This is a genomic window from Marinomonas spartinae (assembly GCF_016461715.1).
GTDB lineage: Bacteria > Pseudomonadota > Gammaproteobacteria > Pseudomonadales > Marinomonadaceae > Marinomonas > Marinomonas spartinae_A.
Genome location: NZ_JAEMUI010000001.1, coordinates 1 through 17,257, shown reverse-complemented (window position 1 = coordinate 17,257; position 17,257 = coordinate 1). Strand labels below are relative to the sequence as shown.

The 17,257-nt window shown below is 46.5% G+C and carries 11 protein-coding genes; 10 read left to right on the top strand and 1 reads right to left on the bottom strand.

Translation table 11 applies throughout. The features are described from left to right. From JHD45_RS00055 to JHD45_RS00010, 10 genes are all read left to right on the top strand, one after another. The gene (locus JHD45_RS00055) at window positions 1-945 is read left to right on the top strand and encodes an alpha-E domain-containing protein (protein WP_199473712.1); all 945 of its coding nucleotides are present in this window, start codon (window positions 1-3) and stop codon (window positions 943-945) included. Then, entirely contained in the window at window positions 942-4,316 is a 3,375-nt protein-coding gene (locus JHD45_RS00050; RefSeq protein ID WP_199473710.1) for a DUF2126 domain-containing protein, read from the top strand. The genes JHD45_RS00055 and JHD45_RS00050 overlap by 4 nt, the downstream gene beginning before the upstream one ends. Before the next feature lie 28 nt (window positions 4,317-4,344). Further along, entirely contained in the window at window positions 4,345-6,936 is a 2,592-nt protein-coding gene (locus JHD45_RS00045) for a circularly permuted type 2 ATP-grasp protein (protein WP_199473708.1), read from the top strand. Beyond that, window positions 6,933-7,817 carry a transglutaminase family protein gene (locus tag JHD45_RS00040; RefSeq protein WP_199473707.1) on the top strand — a complete coding sequence of 295 codons (885 nt, stop codon included), beginning with the start codon at window positions 6,933-6,935 and terminating at the stop codon, window positions 7,815-7,817. Before JHD45_RS00045 ends, JHD45_RS00040 begins: the two co-directional genes overlap by 4 nt. A gap of 183 nt (window positions 7,818-8,000) precedes the next feature. After that, window positions 8,001-9,410 carry a DEAD/DEAH box helicase gene (locus JHD45_RS00035; RefSeq protein WP_199473705.1) on the top strand — a complete coding sequence of 470 codons (1,410 nt, stop codon included), beginning with the start codon at window positions 8,001-8,003 and terminating at the stop codon, window positions 9,408-9,410. Window positions 9,411-9,705: 295 nt separating this feature from the next. Continuing rightward, window positions 9,706-13,302, top strand: a complete 3,597-nt coding sequence (locus JHD45_RS00030; protein ID WP_199473691.1) for an ATP-binding protein — start codon at window positions 9,706-9,708, stop codon at window positions 13,300-13,302. Next, window positions 13,289-14,194 (top strand): response regulator transcription factor, encoded by a 906-nt coding sequence (locus JHD45_RS00025; RefSeq protein ID WP_199473689.1) that lies wholly within the window; start codon window positions 13,289-13,291, stop codon window positions 14,192-14,194. Before JHD45_RS00030 ends, JHD45_RS00025 begins: the two co-directional genes overlap by 14 nt. Window positions 14,195-14,290: 96 nt before the next feature. Further along, window positions 14,291-14,950 carry a hexitol phosphatase HxpB gene (gene hxpB / locus JHD45_RS00020; protein ID WP_199473687.1) on the top strand — a complete coding sequence of 220 codons (660 nt, stop codon included), beginning with the start codon at window positions 14,291-14,293 and terminating at the stop codon, window positions 14,948-14,950. Between the two features lie 47 nt (window positions 14,951-14,997). After that, complete coding sequence (locus JHD45_RS00015) at window positions 14,998-15,303, top strand: NIPSNAP family protein (protein WP_199473680.1); 306 nt, start codon at window positions 14,998-15,000, stop codon at window positions 15,301-15,303. Window positions 15,304-15,340: 37 nt separating this feature from the next. Beyond that, entirely contained in the window at window positions 15,341-15,940 is a 600-nt protein-coding gene (locus JHD45_RS00010) for a pentapeptide repeat-containing protein (RefSeq protein ID WP_199473678.1), read from the top strand. A gap of 83 nt (window positions 15,941-16,023) precedes the next feature. On the opposite strand, the gene JHD45_RS00005 is transcribed toward JHD45_RS00010, so the two are convergent. Beyond that, window positions 16,024-17,257: methyl-accepting chemotaxis protein (locus JHD45_RS00005; RefSeq protein WP_199473676.1), on the bottom strand; the 1,234-nt coding region annotated here is incomplete at its 5' end.

Here is a 17,257-nt window from a genome sequence, read left to right as displayed (position 1 = left end):
ATGTTATCCAGAGTCGCAGAACGTTTATTTTGGGCTGGTCGTTACTTAGAACGTGCCGAAAACACCGCCCGCTTAGTTAGAGTATACGATGAACTCCTTTTTGACTTACCAAGAGACATCAAAATTTCATGGTATAACCTCATCGAAATCAACAGTGGCACCGAACAATTTGAACAACGCTACAAGGTAAAAGACGAACGTAATGTCGTAAAATTCTTATTAGCAGACGATACCAATGCAAGCTCTATGCTCTCATCGCTGAAAATGGTTCGAGAAAATATTCGTACCACCCGTGATGTGGTACCAGAGGAAATGTGGGAACTGATCAACGAGCTGGATATGTATGCGCGCCAAAATATCAAGCAGGGCATCAACCGTTCTGGCCGTCACGACTTTCTCAACACCATTATTGAAGGCTGTCAAAAAATCATCGGCCTACTTGCCGGGACGATGACTCGAGATTCCGGATGGCAATTTCTTATCATGGGACGTTATTTAGAGCGTGCCGACATGAATACGCGTATCATTGATGCTGCGGTATCTTTAATGTTGCAATCCGAAGCCGAAGAAAGCGTGCGACTGGGCCAAGTGGTATGGGCCAAAGTGCTAAAATCGCAAAGTGCGTATTTGGATTATCGCCGCACAGTGCGAACCTCTATCAATGGAGCCAAAGCCGTGACCTTTTTACTGCGAGACCCGTTTTTCCCACGAACACTGTCATACTGCCTGGAGCAGATTCGTGAAGCGGCCTCTAAATTACCTCGCTCCGGCATCATTACTGCTAAGGTAGATAAACTTTACGGCTACGAATATCCAATAGAACGCTCAGAAGATTTGAATGAAAAGTTTCATGACTACCTTAATGACTTTCAGTTAGATCTTATCGAAATAAACCACCAGATTACCGAGAACTGGTTTCATTTTCGGCAAGGAGACGCTGCATGACCATTCGAGTCGCGATACAACACAAAACGACCTACGAATTTGACCGATTTATCAATGTGTCACCTCATGTATTACGCTTGCGCCCTGCGGCGCATTCACGAACAAAAATTCATGATTATTCGTTAAAAGTACTCCCTGAAAAACATTTTATAAACATACAGCAAGACCCTTTTGGCAACTTTCAAACGCGACTTGTCTTCCCAGAAAAGACCAACAAACTGGAATTTATGGTTGAAGTAATAGCCGATATGACGGTTATCAACCCGTTCGATTTTTTTGTGGAAAGTTATGCAGAAGAGTACCCTTTTGCCTACGATAAGGCATTAAAACGCGAACTAGAGCCCTATTTACAAGTCACCGAGTCTTGCCCCCTATTGGACAAATGGCTCTCTACGGTAGACCGAAAAAATACCCCGATTAACGACTTTCTGGTGTCCATAAACAGTCGCCTAGCGGGAGAGATCGGTTACGGAATTCGTCTCGAACCGGGTGTACAAACCTGTGAAGAAACACTCACCTTAAAAAAAGGCTCATGCCGAGATACATCTTGGTTGCTTGTGCAAATTCTACGCAGTCTTGGACTCGCCGCTCGTTTTGCCTCGGGCTACCTGGTACAGCTCACCGCCGACATCAAAGCACTCGATGGCCCATCCGGGCCTGAAGAAGATTTCACCGACTTACATGCTTGGTGTGAAGTCTATCTACCCGGTGCTGGCTGGGTAGGACTGGACCCTACATCGGGCTTATTCGCTGGCGAAGGGCATATTCCCTTAGCTTGTACCCCTGAACCCGCTTCTGCGGCCCCCATTACTGGGTTTATTGATGAATGTGAGTGCGAATTCAGCTACAGCAATATTGTCACACGCATTCACGAAGACCCACGGGTCACTAAACCCTATGCAGAAGGGGAATGGGAGACCATAAAAGCCCTTGGCTATGCGGTCGATAAGGAATTGGAAAATGGCGATGTTCGTCTCACCATGGGAGGCGAGCCAACCTTCGTCTCCATTGATGATATGGACTCAGAACAATGGAACACTGGTGCGCTAGGTGCCGAAAAACTTAAGTTAGCAAAAGACCTCTTGCTTAGAATGAAGCAAGAGTTCGGGGCAAATGGCTTGCTACATTATGGACAAGGCAAGTGGTATCCAGGAGAAGAGGTGCCACGGTGGGCCCTTGGGTGTTTTTGGCGCACTGACGGTGAGCCACTATGGGGCGACCCAAAATACCTTGCCAGAGTCGATAAAGATTACCAGCACACTATCGCTGATGCGCAGGCATTCGGCGAACTACTGTGCGACAAGCTCGCGTTGGACAAACAGTACCTACAAAGCACCTATGAAGACACACTCTACTATTTGTGGATGGAACAATCCCTTCCTGCGGATGCCGACCCCACCAAAGCGGACTTAAAAGACGATTTAGAACGCCGCCGTCTGGCAAAACTGCTAAGCCGAGGGTTAAGTACCGTAACAGGTTATATTCTGCCACTCGAATTCGATGCCTATAATAACCGCTGGAACAGCTCACGCTGGCCAATGCGCAGTGATGTGATCACCCTCATTCCGGGTGATAGCCCAATGGGCTACCGACTACCCCTGAATGCTTTACCGGCTCAGGCAGAAGAAGATCGCATTCCAGAACGGGACCCATTTGACCCTCGCCAACCGTTGGCAAACAAAAAAGAGAACCCCGTATTAGACAGTGTTGCCAAACAACATTTCGCTAAAAAGCCAGTGCAAACAGTGTCTATGGCAAAACCGTCTGCTGTGGAAAAAACACTGAAAAATGTGATTCGTACCACACTGTGTCTTGAACCGCGCAATGGTCGCTTGCATGTATTTATGCCTCCTATGACTCATCTAGAATATTTTGTCGAGGTACTTGAGCACATTGAAGCGGTCGCCAAAACACTGGATTTACCGGTTGTTATCGAAGGCTATGAACCACCTAAAGATCCGCGTTTACAAAAATTCTTGATCACCCCTGATCCAGGTGTCATTGAAGTGAACATTCATCCTGCCGCCAGCTGGGAAGAATTGGTTCACAATACGGAAACACTCTACCACCAAGCCTACCTTTCTCGACTTGGCGCAGAGAAGTTCATGCTGGATGGGCGGCACACGGGTACGGGCGGAGGGAACCACGTTACCCTTGGTGGTCGCACTCCTGCCGATAGCCCCCTACTACGTCGTCCGGAATTACTGCAGAGTTTAGTGACCTTCTGGCAACATCACCCTGGCTTGTCTTACCTTTTCTCAGGGATGTTCATTGGCCCAACCAGCCAAGCACCGCGCCCAGATGAAGGCCGTGACGAAGCCTTGTACGAAATGGAAATAGCTTTCCAGAATATGCCCGAAGGGTTTGTCGAAGAACCTTGGTTGGTGGACCGCTTGATGCGCAACCTGCTGGTAGATATCACAGGCAACACTCACCGTTCTGAATTCTGTATCGACAAACTTTATGCGGCAGGTACTGCCAGTGGTCGACAAGGCTTACTGGAGTTTCGTGGTTTTGAAATGCCGCCCCATCCACACATGTCATTAGTGCAAATGCTGTTGTTACGCTGCTTGGTGGCACGCTTCTGGAAGGAACCTTACAAAAAACCATTAGTACGCTGGGGTACCAGCCTACACGATAAATTCATGCTGCCGCACTTTGTTTGGCAAGATGTCAAAGAAGTCGTGGAAGATCTACAAAATCATGGTTTCCCTTTCAAACTGGAATGGCTAGCGCCTTTTGAAGAGTTCCGCTTCCCACATTATGGACGAAAACGCATTGATGATGTGGAAATAGAATTGCGCTGGGCCATCGAGCCTTGGCATGTTCTTGGAGAAGAAATCACCGGATCAGGCACCGCACGTTACGTTGACTCCTCCGTTGAACGTTTGCAAGTCAAACTCTCCGGTTTGACTGAAGGTCGTTACGTGCTCAGCTGTAATGGCCGTCGTGTACCAATTCGCTCTACAGGTCGCAAAGGGGAATTTGTCGGGGCTGTTCGTTATAAAGCATGGGCACCGCCTTCCGCGTTACACCCAACCTTAGGTGTCGATACGCCCTTAGTCTTTGACTTGATCGATACCTGGAACGGTCTATCTGTTGGCGGCTGCACCTACCATGTCTCTCATCCTGGTGGCCGGACTTATGAGACCTTGCCAGTCAACAGCAACGAAGCGGAAGCCCGACGAGTCAACCGTTTTTGGGATCATGGCTTCACTCAAGGCACCTTGTCGCCTCCACCCGCCTTTAGTGCGTTACGTTCCTTTTACCCAAATGGAGACGAGCCGCGCCCAATGGCCCCACCTGCGGAAGAACCAATAAATGAATATCCGCATACATTAGACTTGCGTAAGCAGTATAATACGCTCTGATATTTTTTTACCTTAGGCTCAACGTATTATGCAATCTCAGACAGGTCTTCTTACCGCGCCAACAGTGGATGCTTCTAGCACCACTAAGGCGCCAACTTTTTCCAGCTACGATCAACCGATCAATGCTTATGACGAGGCTTTTAAAGAAGATCGTCAACCACGTCCTCATTGGCAGGACGTATTGGCTAACGTAAAAAAATTGGGTCCAGAAGGACGCATAGAAAGCGAGCGACGTGTACAACGCATACTTCGCGAAGATGGTGCAACATATAATTTATCTAGTGACCCCCTCACGCCTAGCGTGTGGGAGCTAGATCTGATTCCAAACATCATCGAAAGTGCTGACTGGAGCCTAATAGAAACAGGGCTTAAGCAACGCTCCGCCTTGTTTGACTTAATTTATAAAGACCTTTATGGCCCGCAGGAACTGCTCAAAAGCGGCACAATTCCTGCCGAGATTATTTTTGGACACCCTGATTTTCTTCGCCCATGCCATAACATCACCACTCCTGGGCAACACGATCTATTACTGCATGCTGTTGACTTGGTTCGGGATAAAAATGGACTTTTCCATGTTATCGGAGATCGCACCCAAGTCCCTAATGGTGCAGGGTATGCGTTGGAAAATCGTGCGGTTATTTCACGGATTTTGCCCGTTCTGTTTCGCGATAATCAGGTACAGCGGATCTCTCATTTTTTCCAGACATTCAAAGGCATGCTATCGAAACTTGCCAGCGATTGGACAGATACTCCACGCATTGTTGTGCTAACACCCGGCGCTTACAGCAGTAGCTATTTTGAACAAGCCTATTTGGCCAACTATATGGGTTTTCCCTTGGTTCAGGGTAGTGACTTGACAGTTCGTAATGGGGCTGTCTGGATGAAATCCCTCAACGGCTTAGCCAGGGTTGATGTCATTCTTCGCCGTGTTGAAGATGCCTACTGTGACCAAGCAGAACTGCGTGCCGACTCCATATTAGGGGTGCCAGGTTTATTAGAGGTCGCTCGAGCGGGTAACGTGGTTCTGGCGAACCCACTGGGCAGTGGCTTATTAGAATCACCTGTTTTCTTAAAATACTTGCCAGCCATCAGTCAATTCTTGACGGGCCAACAATTAACGTTACCTTCCGTACAGACTTGGTGGGCAGGTGATCCCATAGATCTGGAGTATATTGCCAGCCATATTAACCAGCTTATTATCAAACCGATTAGCAGACGGGCAGATAACAAAAGCATCTATGGCCATACCTTAGACGAAAAACAATGCCAAGAAGCCATCAAAAAGGTCAAAAAAGCCCCCCATTTATATGTGGCGCAAAGCTATATTCCTGGCGCTATTTCCCCCATTTTTGATAATGGCCAATTGCAAGCAGCGCCCACCATGCTTCGCGGGTTTACCATGTCTGATCAAGACGGTTATAACGTCATGCCTGGCGGATTGTCCCGTGTCAGCCAGAGTCACGACGACATGATCGTCTCTAATTTGTCCAAGTCCAAATCAAAAGACACCTGGGTGCTGTCCACACAACCCCTATCAAATAAGATCGCCAGTAACGACCAAGCCATTCTGCACGATGAAGCGGTACAAACCAACTTACCCAGCCGTGTGGTCGAGAACTTATTCTGGATGGGACGCTACGCAGAACGTGCGGAAATCAGCATGCGCCTGTTAAGGACACTTTTTAAACAAATGAATGGCATCGATCCACTCCCCATCGAGAGTCGTCGCCTCTTACTGGAAATGGCTTCCCGACAAACAGGTTGTCTGCCAGGTTTTACCAAGGCCGATGATGAGATGATTACCAATCCAGACAAAGAGCTGATTTCCATCATCATTGATGGCAAACGCCCAGGATCGGTCAAAGCGAACCTACACGCCATGCTTAATTGTGGCGAACAGGTTAAAGAGATGCTCTCAGCGGACACGCGAATTATCATCAACGAACTGCGCGATCATATTCACGAGTTAGATCGTGCGTATACTAATGGTTTACCCTCAGCGCCGGAAGAATCTTTGGACAGCCTAGTCACCTCCTTGTTAGCTCTGTCTGGGTTAAACCACGAAAGTATGCTGCGCGGATTGGACTGGACTTTTCAAGAAATTGGCCGCCGCACAGAACGTGCCATCCAAACTGCTACGCTATTACGCGCCGCCTTAACCAAGTCGCTAGCAGAGCCTGAACAACAACAAATACTCGAATCCGTGCTGTTAAGTGTAGAAGCCTTAATTTCTTTCCGTCGGCGTTATCGTAATCGTTCACGGGTTGCGTATGGGCTCGATTTATTAATGATCGATGGCACCAATCCAAGATCCTTGATTTATCAAGTGGATCAGCTGCGTAAGTACATTCAAGAACTCCCCCGTAACGATGTGCCAGCTGCGGGTCTCAGTCCGGAAAACCGCTTAGTCATAAAATCGTTAACCGATATTCAATTAGCAGACTTGGAAGTCCTAGCAGCGGTCGATAGAGCCACCAACACACGGACAGAACTTGAAAGCCTGATGACGCAACTTTTAGAACAACTTGAGCAATTTACCGTGCTAATCAGCGATAAATATTTTGACCATACAGAAGGACCGCAACCTCTTTCCATGGCAAATTGGGAAACCAGCTTATGAGATATCGAGTCAGACACATCACCACCTACACCTATGGAGCGCCCGTTAGCTTGTGCTATAACATGGCCCATTTGTTGCCACGAGACACGCACAACCAACGTTGCTTAAACCAAAGAGTACAAATCAACCCACCACCAGTGTATCGCAACGAAGGTAAGGATTATTTTGGCAACCAGACCTTTTACTTCTCAATCCAAGAGGCCCATAAAAAGCTGGTTATCGATGTATTAAGTGACTTTGAGATCTTTCCAATTGATCTCACCTTATGGCAACAGAATAACACCACCACTTGCGGGCAACTGCGCGCGAACTTAAAAATGCCCATGACTCCTCAAATGCGCATGGCAAAAGAATTCTTAATGGACTCCTCACAAATTCGTCGCTCAGAAGAGCTAAAAGCCTATGCGCAAAGCACTTTTAGCGATGATAAACCACTGATAAAAGCCGCTTTGGAATTCACTCATAAAATCTTCACGGAATTTAAGTTTGATCCCTCCACTACAACCGTCGCAACACCACTTGAACAGGTATTAAAACAGCGCAGTGGTGTCTGTCAGGATTTTGCCCACTTAGCCATTGGCTGCCTACGCTCAGTGGGCATACCAGCACGCTATATGAGCGGCTACTTAGAAACCTTACCGCCACCAGGACAAGAGAAACTAGTGGGAGCCGATGCCTCCCATGCATGGTTTTCCATCTTCGTTCCCGAGCTTGGATGGGTTGAATTTGATCCCACTAACGACGTCATGCCAAACGACAAACATATCGTGACCGCATGGGGACGAGACTATGCAGACGTCACCCCACTTCAAGGCGTCATCTTCGAGGGCGGAGGCTCACAACAGCTAGCGGTCTCCGTGGATGTGAAACGTCTTTTATAAGCAACAAAGACATACTTGCTCGAGACTTTTCCGCAACGTGATGTTTCATCAAGTATGTCAAGCAAACTCATTGTTACAGGACTCTCATAGCATGTAAGGCGGATATAGGGTAAGCTTCGCTCAAATTTGTCGAGCTTGAGAATCAAGCCCGACTCCCGCCTATGATATAACATGAGTACATCTATGAGTTTCGATACACTTGGGCTTTCTGCCCCCATCCTTAAAGCCATTGAAGATCAGGGCTATACCAAGCCATCTGCGATTCAAGCTCAAGCCATTCCAGCCATTTTGGAAGGGCAAGATGTGATGGCAGCAGCCCAAACAGGTACAGGGAAAACCGCCGGTTTTACCTTACCACTATTAGAGCGTTTGAGCCTTGGCCAAAACGCCAATAGCAACCAAATTCGCGCCTTGGTACTAACACCAACACGTGAGCTAGCCGCTCAAGTTGCAGCCAGCGTTCAAGATTACGGCAAACATTTGTCTCTTCGCTCCACTGTGGTATTTGGTGGTGTCAAAATCAATCCACAAATGATGGCACTGCGCCGTGGTGCGGATATTCTCATCGCCACGCCTGGTCGATTGATGGATTTGTACAATCAAAATGCCGTGAAATTCGACAAACTGGAAGTGCTGGTATTAGACGAAGCAGACCGCATGTTGGACATGGGCTTTATTCACGATATCAAAAAAATTATTGCGGTATTGCCGAAGAAACGCCAAAACCTATTGTTCTCTGCCACCTTCTCACCTGAGATTCGTCAGCTTGCCAAAGGCTTGGTAAATAACCCCGTTGAGATTTCTGTAACGCCTCGCAATGCTGCCGCAGTTTCGGTTGAGCAGTGGCTTCATCCCGTTGATAAAAAACGAAAAACGGAACTTTTGATAGAGCTGATTGCCGAAGGCCAGTGGAAACAAGTGCTGGTATTCTCTCGAACCAAGCATGGTGCCAATAAAATCACCAAACAACTAGAAGATGCAGGTATTCGTGCCAGTGCCATCCATGGCAACAAAAGCCAAGGCGCTCGTACCCGCGCCCTATCGGATTTTAAAGAAGGCCGCGTTCGCGCCTTAGTCGCGACGGATATTGCCGCTCGTGGTTTGGACATTGAACAACTGCCCCACGTGATCAACTTCGACCTGCCCGACGTTGCAGAAGATTACGTTCACCGCATTGGTCGGACTGGCCGCGCAGGCGCAACGGGACAAGCGATATCCCTTGTGGCAGCCGATGAATTGGATCAACTACGCGCGATTGAGCGTTTAACACAAAAATTGATCGAACGCCGTTATGTGGATGACTTTATGCCAACTCACATGTTGCCGGACACCACACTTGATACTCGTCCCATCAAGCCCAACAAACCGAAAAAACCAAAAGCGCCCCGCGATCAAAATGGTGGTAAGCAAAACTTTGCTAATAAACCCGCAAACGCTGGTGGAAAAGGCAATACCAATGGAAAAAATGGCGGGCGTCGTAATGACCGCAATAGCTCACCAAAGGCTGACGTCACACCAGGCCAAGGCATGCGTAGCAAGCCATTAGCGCCAGCGCGTCGTAACCGCAGACCAGCCGCGCCAAAACAAGACTAACCTCTCTTCGCCCCTGTTCTAAGTGTGTATTGAACACTAAAAAGCGCCTTTCTTGTTAAGAGGCGCTTTTTTATGCGAAACACACGTCAAAAATGGCACGATGCCTGCTTGTTAAATAAGTTGTGCCCATAGCGCATATCCACGCACCAGTATTGATACAACTTAGACCTTTAGTATAGGCGCTAGGCTATAACCTCATGCCTTTAATTGGTGCGCGAACATCAATAGCGCACACTTTTTGCGCAGCGCGCTCACCTTATTGCACTCGGTCATAAGAACAACGAGAAACATCGCCATGCCCGCTTCCCAAAAAATATTCAAAGTAAGACGTCATTACAATAAGTGGGTTGCCGACCAAACATTAGAAGATTACGCCTTGCGTTATACCGCCAAGCAAGGCCACAGCATGAGTATTGAACGCGTCGCCAATACGGCCTTTGGTGCGACAGCGTTTTTAGCCTTAGAAGGCATTGCGGCGGCCATTACCCTCAATTACGGTTTTACCAATGCTATTAGCGCGATTTTTGTCGTCTTGTTGGTGTTCTTCATTACGGGCTTTCCGATTGCCTATTACTCTGCCAAACATGGCTTAGACATTGATTTGTTAACCCGTGGAGCAGGCTTTGGCTACCTAGGCTCCACCGTTACTTCTCTCATCTACGCCACCTTTACCTTTATTTTCTTTGCCATCGAAGCGGCAATTCTCGCCTCGGCGCTACAAGTTCTGTTTGGTATTCCCATTTTCATCGGCTATGCCCTGTCTGCTGTGTTTGTCATCCCCATTGTGGCGCACGGTATTCGCGCAATCAGCCGCTTTCAAGGAATGACTCAATGGATATGGCTGATACTGCAATTCACTGCGTTATTTGTCGTCATCGCCAATGAATACGATCGTTTCTCAGACTGGACTCACTACCAAGTGCCAGAACTTCCGGAAAGTGGGCATTTTAATATTGTGCTATTTGGCGCTGCCGCCTCAGTGATCTTCGCGCTGATGGGACAAATTGGCGAGCAAGTGGACTATCTGCGGTTTATGCCAGAAAAGACCCAAGCCAATAAAAAACGCTGGTGGTTTTGGCTGATCATGGCTGGCCCTGGTTGGGTGTTTATGGGCGGATTAAAAATGCTGCTCGGTTCTTTTCTAGCTTACTTGGCGTTTTCCAATGGCGTACCTTTTTTCGAGGCAGCCGATCCGACGCACATGTATCAACGCATTTTTCAGTTTTTAACCAACTCTCCCGCCCTTGCTCTGATTCTAGCGGCCGTCATGGTGTTTATTTGTCAGATGAAAATAAACCTCACCAACGCCTATGCAGGTTCCATTGCTTGGTCAAACTTCTTTTCAAGGCTGACCCATAGTCACCCTGGCCGTGTTGTCTGGTTGGTGTTTAACGTCACCATTGCCCTACTGCTGATGGAACTGGGTATTTACCAAGCGCTAGCGGCAGTGCTGGGGGTCTTTGCGATTACCGCCATTAGTTGGATTGGTAGCCTTGCAGCGGATTTGCTGATCAATAAACCACTCGGTTTAAGTCCCAACTATGTAGAATTCAAACGCGCTCACTTATACGATATTAATCCGGTTGGCACGGGCTCCATGCTGATCGCGACCACTCTTGGCTTCGCCAGCTACTTGGGCGTCTTTGGCGACACGGCCAAAGCCCTTTGCCAATTTGTCAGCCTCGCCAGTTGTTTTGTCTTTGTACCGTTAATCGCTTGGCTTACCAAGGGAAAATATTACATTGCAAGGCAATCCCCCGAGCTTGTTCCATTGATTAATCTCGAAAACGCTAATCGAGAAAATGCCACCCCAGAAACAAGCAAAGCGCATACCCTAACCTGTGGCATTTGCGAGAATCCATTTGAAGTGGCCGATATGAGCTTTTGCTCCGCATATATGCAGCCCATTTGCTCCCTTTGTTGCTCTCTCGACGTGCGTTGCCTAGACAGTTGCAAACCCAGAGCGCGAATCGCTGAGCAAAGCATTTATTTCTTACGACTGTTTCTACCGAAGAAAGTCGTCCGTTTAATCAATTCCCGACTTGGCCGATTCGTCACCTTATTGGTTGTTATCAATATTCTCAATGGCGTCTTAATGGCGCTTGTTTATCGACAAATGGCACCGCAGACAGTGTCTGAGGCAGCGTTATTACAACAAACCATGTGGATGATTTTCTTTACGTTGCTAATCGTCTCTGGCGTGTTGTCTTGGCTGTTTCTCTTAGCGCATGAAAGCCGTGTGGTGGCACAAAAAGAATCCAACCGACAAACCCGAAAACTCACCAAAGAAATCGAAGCGCATAAAATCACCGACCAAGCGCTACAATCAGCCAAAGAATTAGCAGAACGTTCTAATGCGGCCAAAAGCCGCTATCTAACCGGAATCAGCCACGAACTCCGCACACCGTTACAATCTATTATTGGCTACGCACAACTGCTCTCGGATCAATCCGCCTCCTTACCTCAGCACCAGCACGGCCTTGGCATCATCCAGCGTAGTGGCGAATATCTGGCCGATCTGATCGAAGGGTTATTAGATATTTCTAAAATCGAAGCTGGTCGGTTGGACTTGTATCGCAACGTGGTGGATTTGCCCGCTCTGATCGATCAACTGGATAATATGTTTTCCATGCAAGCCACCAGCAAAGGCGTTCTGTTCCACACGGACATCCGCGATCCCCTTCCCCCCACTGTCATGGTGGATGAGAAACGCCTAAGACAAATATTGATCAATCTGTTGTCTAACGCCGTAAAATACACCAAGCAAGGTCAGGTGGACTTTGCTATTCGATACCGCAACCAAGTCGCCGAATTTATCATTAAAGACACGGGGGCAGGCATTCCAGCCGACCAGCTTGATCGTATTTTTGATCCCTTCGAGCGAGTACGTAATGCGGATACGGCAAACCTACCAGGTACTGGGCTGGGGCTGACTATCGTCAAACTCCTCACGGACATCATGGGAGGAGATCTACAAGCCACGAGCCTAGTGGGTTCTGGTAGCCAATTTAAAGTCAGTCTTATGTTGCCGTGGATTAACAAAGAACAAGCCCACAGTGAGCAACGGCAACATATTATTGGTTACCAAGGCTTTCAAAAGAAAATCTTTGTGGTGGACGATGATCCCGTCGTCCGAGGCTTGCTGTCGGATATTCTCGTGCCTTTAGATTTTATTGCCTACGAAGCACACGATGCCGAGCATTGTTTGTCTCAACTGGAGTCCATCACACCAGATCTCTTTCTACTCGATGTCTCCATGCCAGGCATGAATGGATTAGCACTCGCCAAAGCATTGCGTCAACGTGGCATTAAAAACCCCATCGTCATGCTGTCAGCTGACGCGCAAGAACAACACCGTCAAGCGGATGAAAAAGCCGCCTTTGATGATTATCTTATCAAGCCCGTTAATAACCACACACTACTTGAAAAACTCGGCCAGCATTTGCATTTAACCTGGCTCTATCAAACACCAACAACCGAGGCCCTCAAGTCCAGCACATTTAAAACCAATGATCTTAAAAACAATGCATCGCCTTCTTCGATTGAGCAATCAGCTGAAAAGCAACCTAAAAAACACACCACACCTGTATCCACTTTGCCCGATCATGACTTGATACGCGAACTCATTGCCTTTGCCGAAATGGGTTATCGAAAAGGCGTGAAGCAAACCCTTAAACAGATAGAAGACGGTCAACTCGTCCCAGCAGAAATGTTTCAGCGTTTGGAAAACTTCTCTAATGCCTTTCAATTTGATCTACTAGTAAACGATTTAAAAGCTCATGCCACAGGGATGGTTTCGGGTAAACAGGATTTGGATGATGACGCAAACAACAGCGACTCAATAACAAGCAATGAGCAGACTTTGGAGATAAAACCTCATGACGCCAACTAAAAACGATATCGTTTTGGTCGTGGATGATTCTGCCGACGCTTTAAGCCTAATAAACGATACGCTAGAAGCGGCCAACATGGACGTACTCGTTGCACTAGAAGGTAAGCAAGCACTTACCATCGCCAAACGGATTCGACCCGATATCATCCTACTCGACGCCATCATGCCCAATATGGATGGCTTCGAAACCTGCAAAGCCCTCAAAGCTGATGCCAATCTAGCCAGCATTCCAGTGATTTTTATGACGGGTTTAAGCGACACGGATGACATCGTCCGAGGGCTAGAAGTGGGCGGCGTGGATTATCTCACCAAGCCGATAAAACCCAGTGAGCTGCTTGCGCGGATGAAAGTACATCTCAACAACGCACGTCTAACGAACAGTGCACAGATCGCCCTAGACAGCACGGGGCAACATCTCATGACGGTTTCCGACAGCGGCCATATTCTGTGGGCAACGCCACAAACATATGCCCTGCTCGCCAAAGCCCGAGCCAACGACGAATGGCAACAAACCGACTTTGCAGAACAACTCAGCCAGTGGCTTGCTCACCAGCCAAATGAAGACAGCCACTTACCTCTAACAGGCTTAGATTACCCACTGAGTGTCCGAGTAATCAGTGCCAAAACCGGTCAAGAGCGCCTTCTCAAACTGGAAGATGGTCGCCGTCCAACCGGTCCGAATCTGCTCAAACAAGAGTTAGACTTAACCGAACGCGAATCGGAAGTGCTCCACTGGCTTGCCAATGGCAAAACCAATCGAGACATCGCGCAAATATTGGAGATGAGTCCTCGAACCGTCAACAAGCACCTTGAGCAAATCTTTCCCAAACTGGGGGTTGAAAACCGCACAGCCGCTGCGGGGATTGCGTTAAAGATATTAGCGAGAAATTAACGTGAATCTATTTTATGATACACATAATTATCCGTTTTTTGGCAAGGCACTGAATAAAGACGTTCTTCTATAAATCACTCAGGAAAAGACACTACAATGCAAGCGGTTATCTTCGATATGGACGGTCTTCTTATTGACTCTGAGCCAATGTGGAAAGAGGCTGAACAAACAGTCTTCTCTGCCGTTGGAGTGAAAGTCAATAAATCACTTTCTGCGCAAACGGCCTCGATGACGACACAAGAAGTGACGCAATTTTGGTACCAACATTTCCCCTGGACAGGGAAAAGCCTACAACAGGTAGAGCAAGAAGTGGTGGATCTGGTGGAAAAGCGTATTTCAACACAGGGTATAGAAATGGCAGGTGTAACGGATACCTTACGTTTTTTTCAGGATAAAGGGTTCAAAATTGGTTTATCAACCAATGCCCCGGCACGTCTCATTCCAGTCGTCCTACATACCTTAGACATTGCCGATTACTTCCATGCGACCTCTTCATCAGAGCGTGAAATTGAAGGTAAACCACACCCAGCGGTGTACCTATCTACCATCAAGAAACTGAATGTTGATCCCGCTAACTGCATTGCCTTTGAAGATTCCGCTTCAGGCATTATGGCCGCCAAAGCTGCCGGATTAAAAGTCGTTGCTGTGCCAGCCGAAATGGATTTTGATCACCCAAAGTACGATAACTCTCATCTAAAAATTCGTTCATTAGCAGACTTTAATGAGTGTCATTTAGAAAAACTCCTTAAGCCCTAATCACCTAATACCGTTGTATTAGACAATTAAAGTATAGGAAAACAAATATGATTACTTGCTATATACGATATGTTATTGATCCAAATAAACTAGCGGAATTCGAGCAATATGCACAAATGTGGATCCCCTTAGTCAATAAATTTGGAGGTACACATAATGGTTACTTCTTGCCATCAGAAGGTGCTAACAACATCGCCTTAGCCTTATTTACTTTTCCAAGCCTTGCAACCTATGAACAATATCGTCAGGATTCCTTGAAGGATGCGGACTGCATTGCGGCTTTTCAGTTCGCTGAAGACACCCAATGCATCATCCATTATGAACGCAGTTTCTTTCGTCCCGTTTTTGAGTAACAATGCTCTTATTGAATAAAGCCCAAGTAGGCCCTTTATGAAGCCAATCGCTAGCCACCAGCAATATTACGACACGGCCTTTAACAAGCTAACACAAAACGACGAATCGATTTTAGAGTCCGAATTTGAAGAGTGTGAGTTTAATGATTGCGACTTTTCCTCCTCTACATTTGCTAAGTGCAAATTTTTAAACTGCACCTTTAGGCGCTGCAATTTGAGCCTGATTGAAGTGCCTTTTTCACGTTTTTTAGAAAGCCAGTTTATCGAAAGCAAATTGGTGGGTGTTATTTGGACAAAAGCCCATTGGCCACCTTATATAACTGACCCTGATCTTAAATTCTCTCAATGTATCCTAAACGACTCTTCTTTTTTTGATTTAACCCTCAATGACCTGAGCTTGTTAAACTGTAAACTGCATGATGTAGACTTTAGAAATGCCAATTTAGCCTACTCATCTATAATTCATTGTGATCTCAGCCATAGCCTATTTATGAAAACGAACCTTTATAAGGCTGACTTAACGGAATCCTACAACTTCTCAATTAATGTATTAGAAAACAATATTGATAATGCTAAATTTTCACGATTCGAAGCGCTAAGCTTACTCGACAGCTTAAACATCGAACTGGTTGACTGATATCCAATTAGCCCAATATTAAATACCTTCATCGCCCAAAGGATGATGAAGGTATTTAAAAACATTTCAGTAACAGTAATGAGCTAAATTTTAAATTGACTGGTTAATTGATTTAGTTCTTCGGCTAATTTTGCTAACTCTTGGCTAGAAGCGCTGGTTTCAACTGACCTTGATGATGTTTCATTGGAAATATCACGAATCGTTGTCAAGTTTCTATCCACCTCTCTTGCCACATTGGCTTGCTGTTCTGTTGAACTGGCAATAGAAGTGTTCCTTTCATTAATAACCAAAACCGCCTCAACAATTTTTTGAATCACAATCCCTGTTTGACTGGCGGCATCCATGGTAACTTTTGCTCTTTCATGACTACTTTGAATCGCTACGACGGTGTCATTCGTGCCCGATTCAACGGCACTGATCATAGATTCAATTTCTTTGGTCGATTCCTGTGTTCTATGTGCAAGGGCTCTCACTTCATCTGCCACGACAGCAAATCCTCGGCCTGCCTCTCCAGCCCGAGCCGCCTCAATTGCCGCATTGAGTGCCAGAAGATTCGTTTGTTCCGCTATCTCTCGAATAACATCCAACACGCTGGTAATATTTTTGACTTGCCCTACTAACTTATCAACACCATTACTCGTGTCTTGTAATTCTTTAAGTAATAATGAAACAGATTCACTCGACAGCTTGACCTGTTCACTGCCCTCATTCGCTCTCTCTCTAGCTAAATCCGACTCTTTCGAGGTATTAATAGCATTTTCTGCCACATCCTCTACAGCAACGGTCATTTCAGTCACAGCGGTAGCGGCCATCTCCAACTGCTCGTTCTGTAAATGAATGTCTTTGCTCGTCTCATTCGTAACAAGAGATAATTGTTCAGCCGTCGTTGCAAGCTGAGTCGACGAGTTTTGTATATGACTAACCGTTTGAGCAAACTGTTGAACCGCCGTGTTAAAGTGACGAGAAAGAATCCCTAACTCATTCTTACTTGGATTAGGTAATTTAACACTCAGGTCTCCGCCAGCGAGTGACATCATCGCCTGTTGGATTAAATTAATCTGCCGTGTCAAAGAGCGGGTAATATACAAACCAATGCTAAGGGTAAAAGCAATAATAACAAAGGATATGATACTAAGCACAAAAATGGATTTATCAAATAAAGTATCCCCAAATTGACTGGCTTCATTCGCTTTTTTTGTATCAAAACTTGCCAAATCATCCAATGATTTAGAAAACTCATCATAAGATTTTCTTGATTCATTAATATACAAATTTTTTGCAGCATCGTTTTCATTTTTACTAGAAAGCGAAATTAGT

Coding starts and splice junctions, on each gene's coding strand:
- hxpB (WP_199473687.1), top strand. CDS start 14,291: ATGCAAGCGGTTATCTTCGATATGGACGGTCTTCTTATTGACTCTGAG.
- JHD45_RS00010 (WP_199473678.1), top strand. CDS start 15,341: ATGAAGCCAATCGCTAGCCACCAGCAATATTACGACACGGCCTTTAAC.
- JHD45_RS00035 (WP_199473705.1), top strand. CDS start 8,001: ATGAGTTTCGATACACTTGGGCTTTCTGCCCCCATCCTTAAAGCCATT.
- JHD45_RS00025 (WP_199473689.1), top strand. CDS start 13,289: ATGACGCCAACTAAAAACGATATCGTTTTGGTCGTGGATGATTCTGCC.
- JHD45_RS00050 (WP_199473710.1), top strand. CDS start 942: ATGACCATTCGAGTCGCGATACAACACAAAACGACCTACGAATTTGAC.
- JHD45_RS00030 (WP_199473691.1), top strand. CDS start 9,706: ATGCCCGCTTCCCAAAAAATATTCAAAGTAAGACGTCATTACAATAAG.
- JHD45_RS00045 (WP_199473708.1), top strand. CDS start 4,345: ATGCAATCTCAGACAGGTCTTCTTACCGCGCCAACAGTGGATGCTTCT.
- JHD45_RS00040 (WP_199473707.1), top strand. CDS start 6,933: ATGAGATATCGAGTCAGACACATCACCACCTACACCTATGGAGCGCCC.
- JHD45_RS00055 (WP_199473712.1), top strand. CDS start 1: ATGTTATCCAGAGTCGCAGAACGTTTATTTTGGGCTGGTCGTTACTTA.
- JHD45_RS00015 (WP_199473680.1), top strand. CDS start 14,998: ATGATTACTTGCTATATACGATATGTTATTGATCCAAATAAACTAGCG.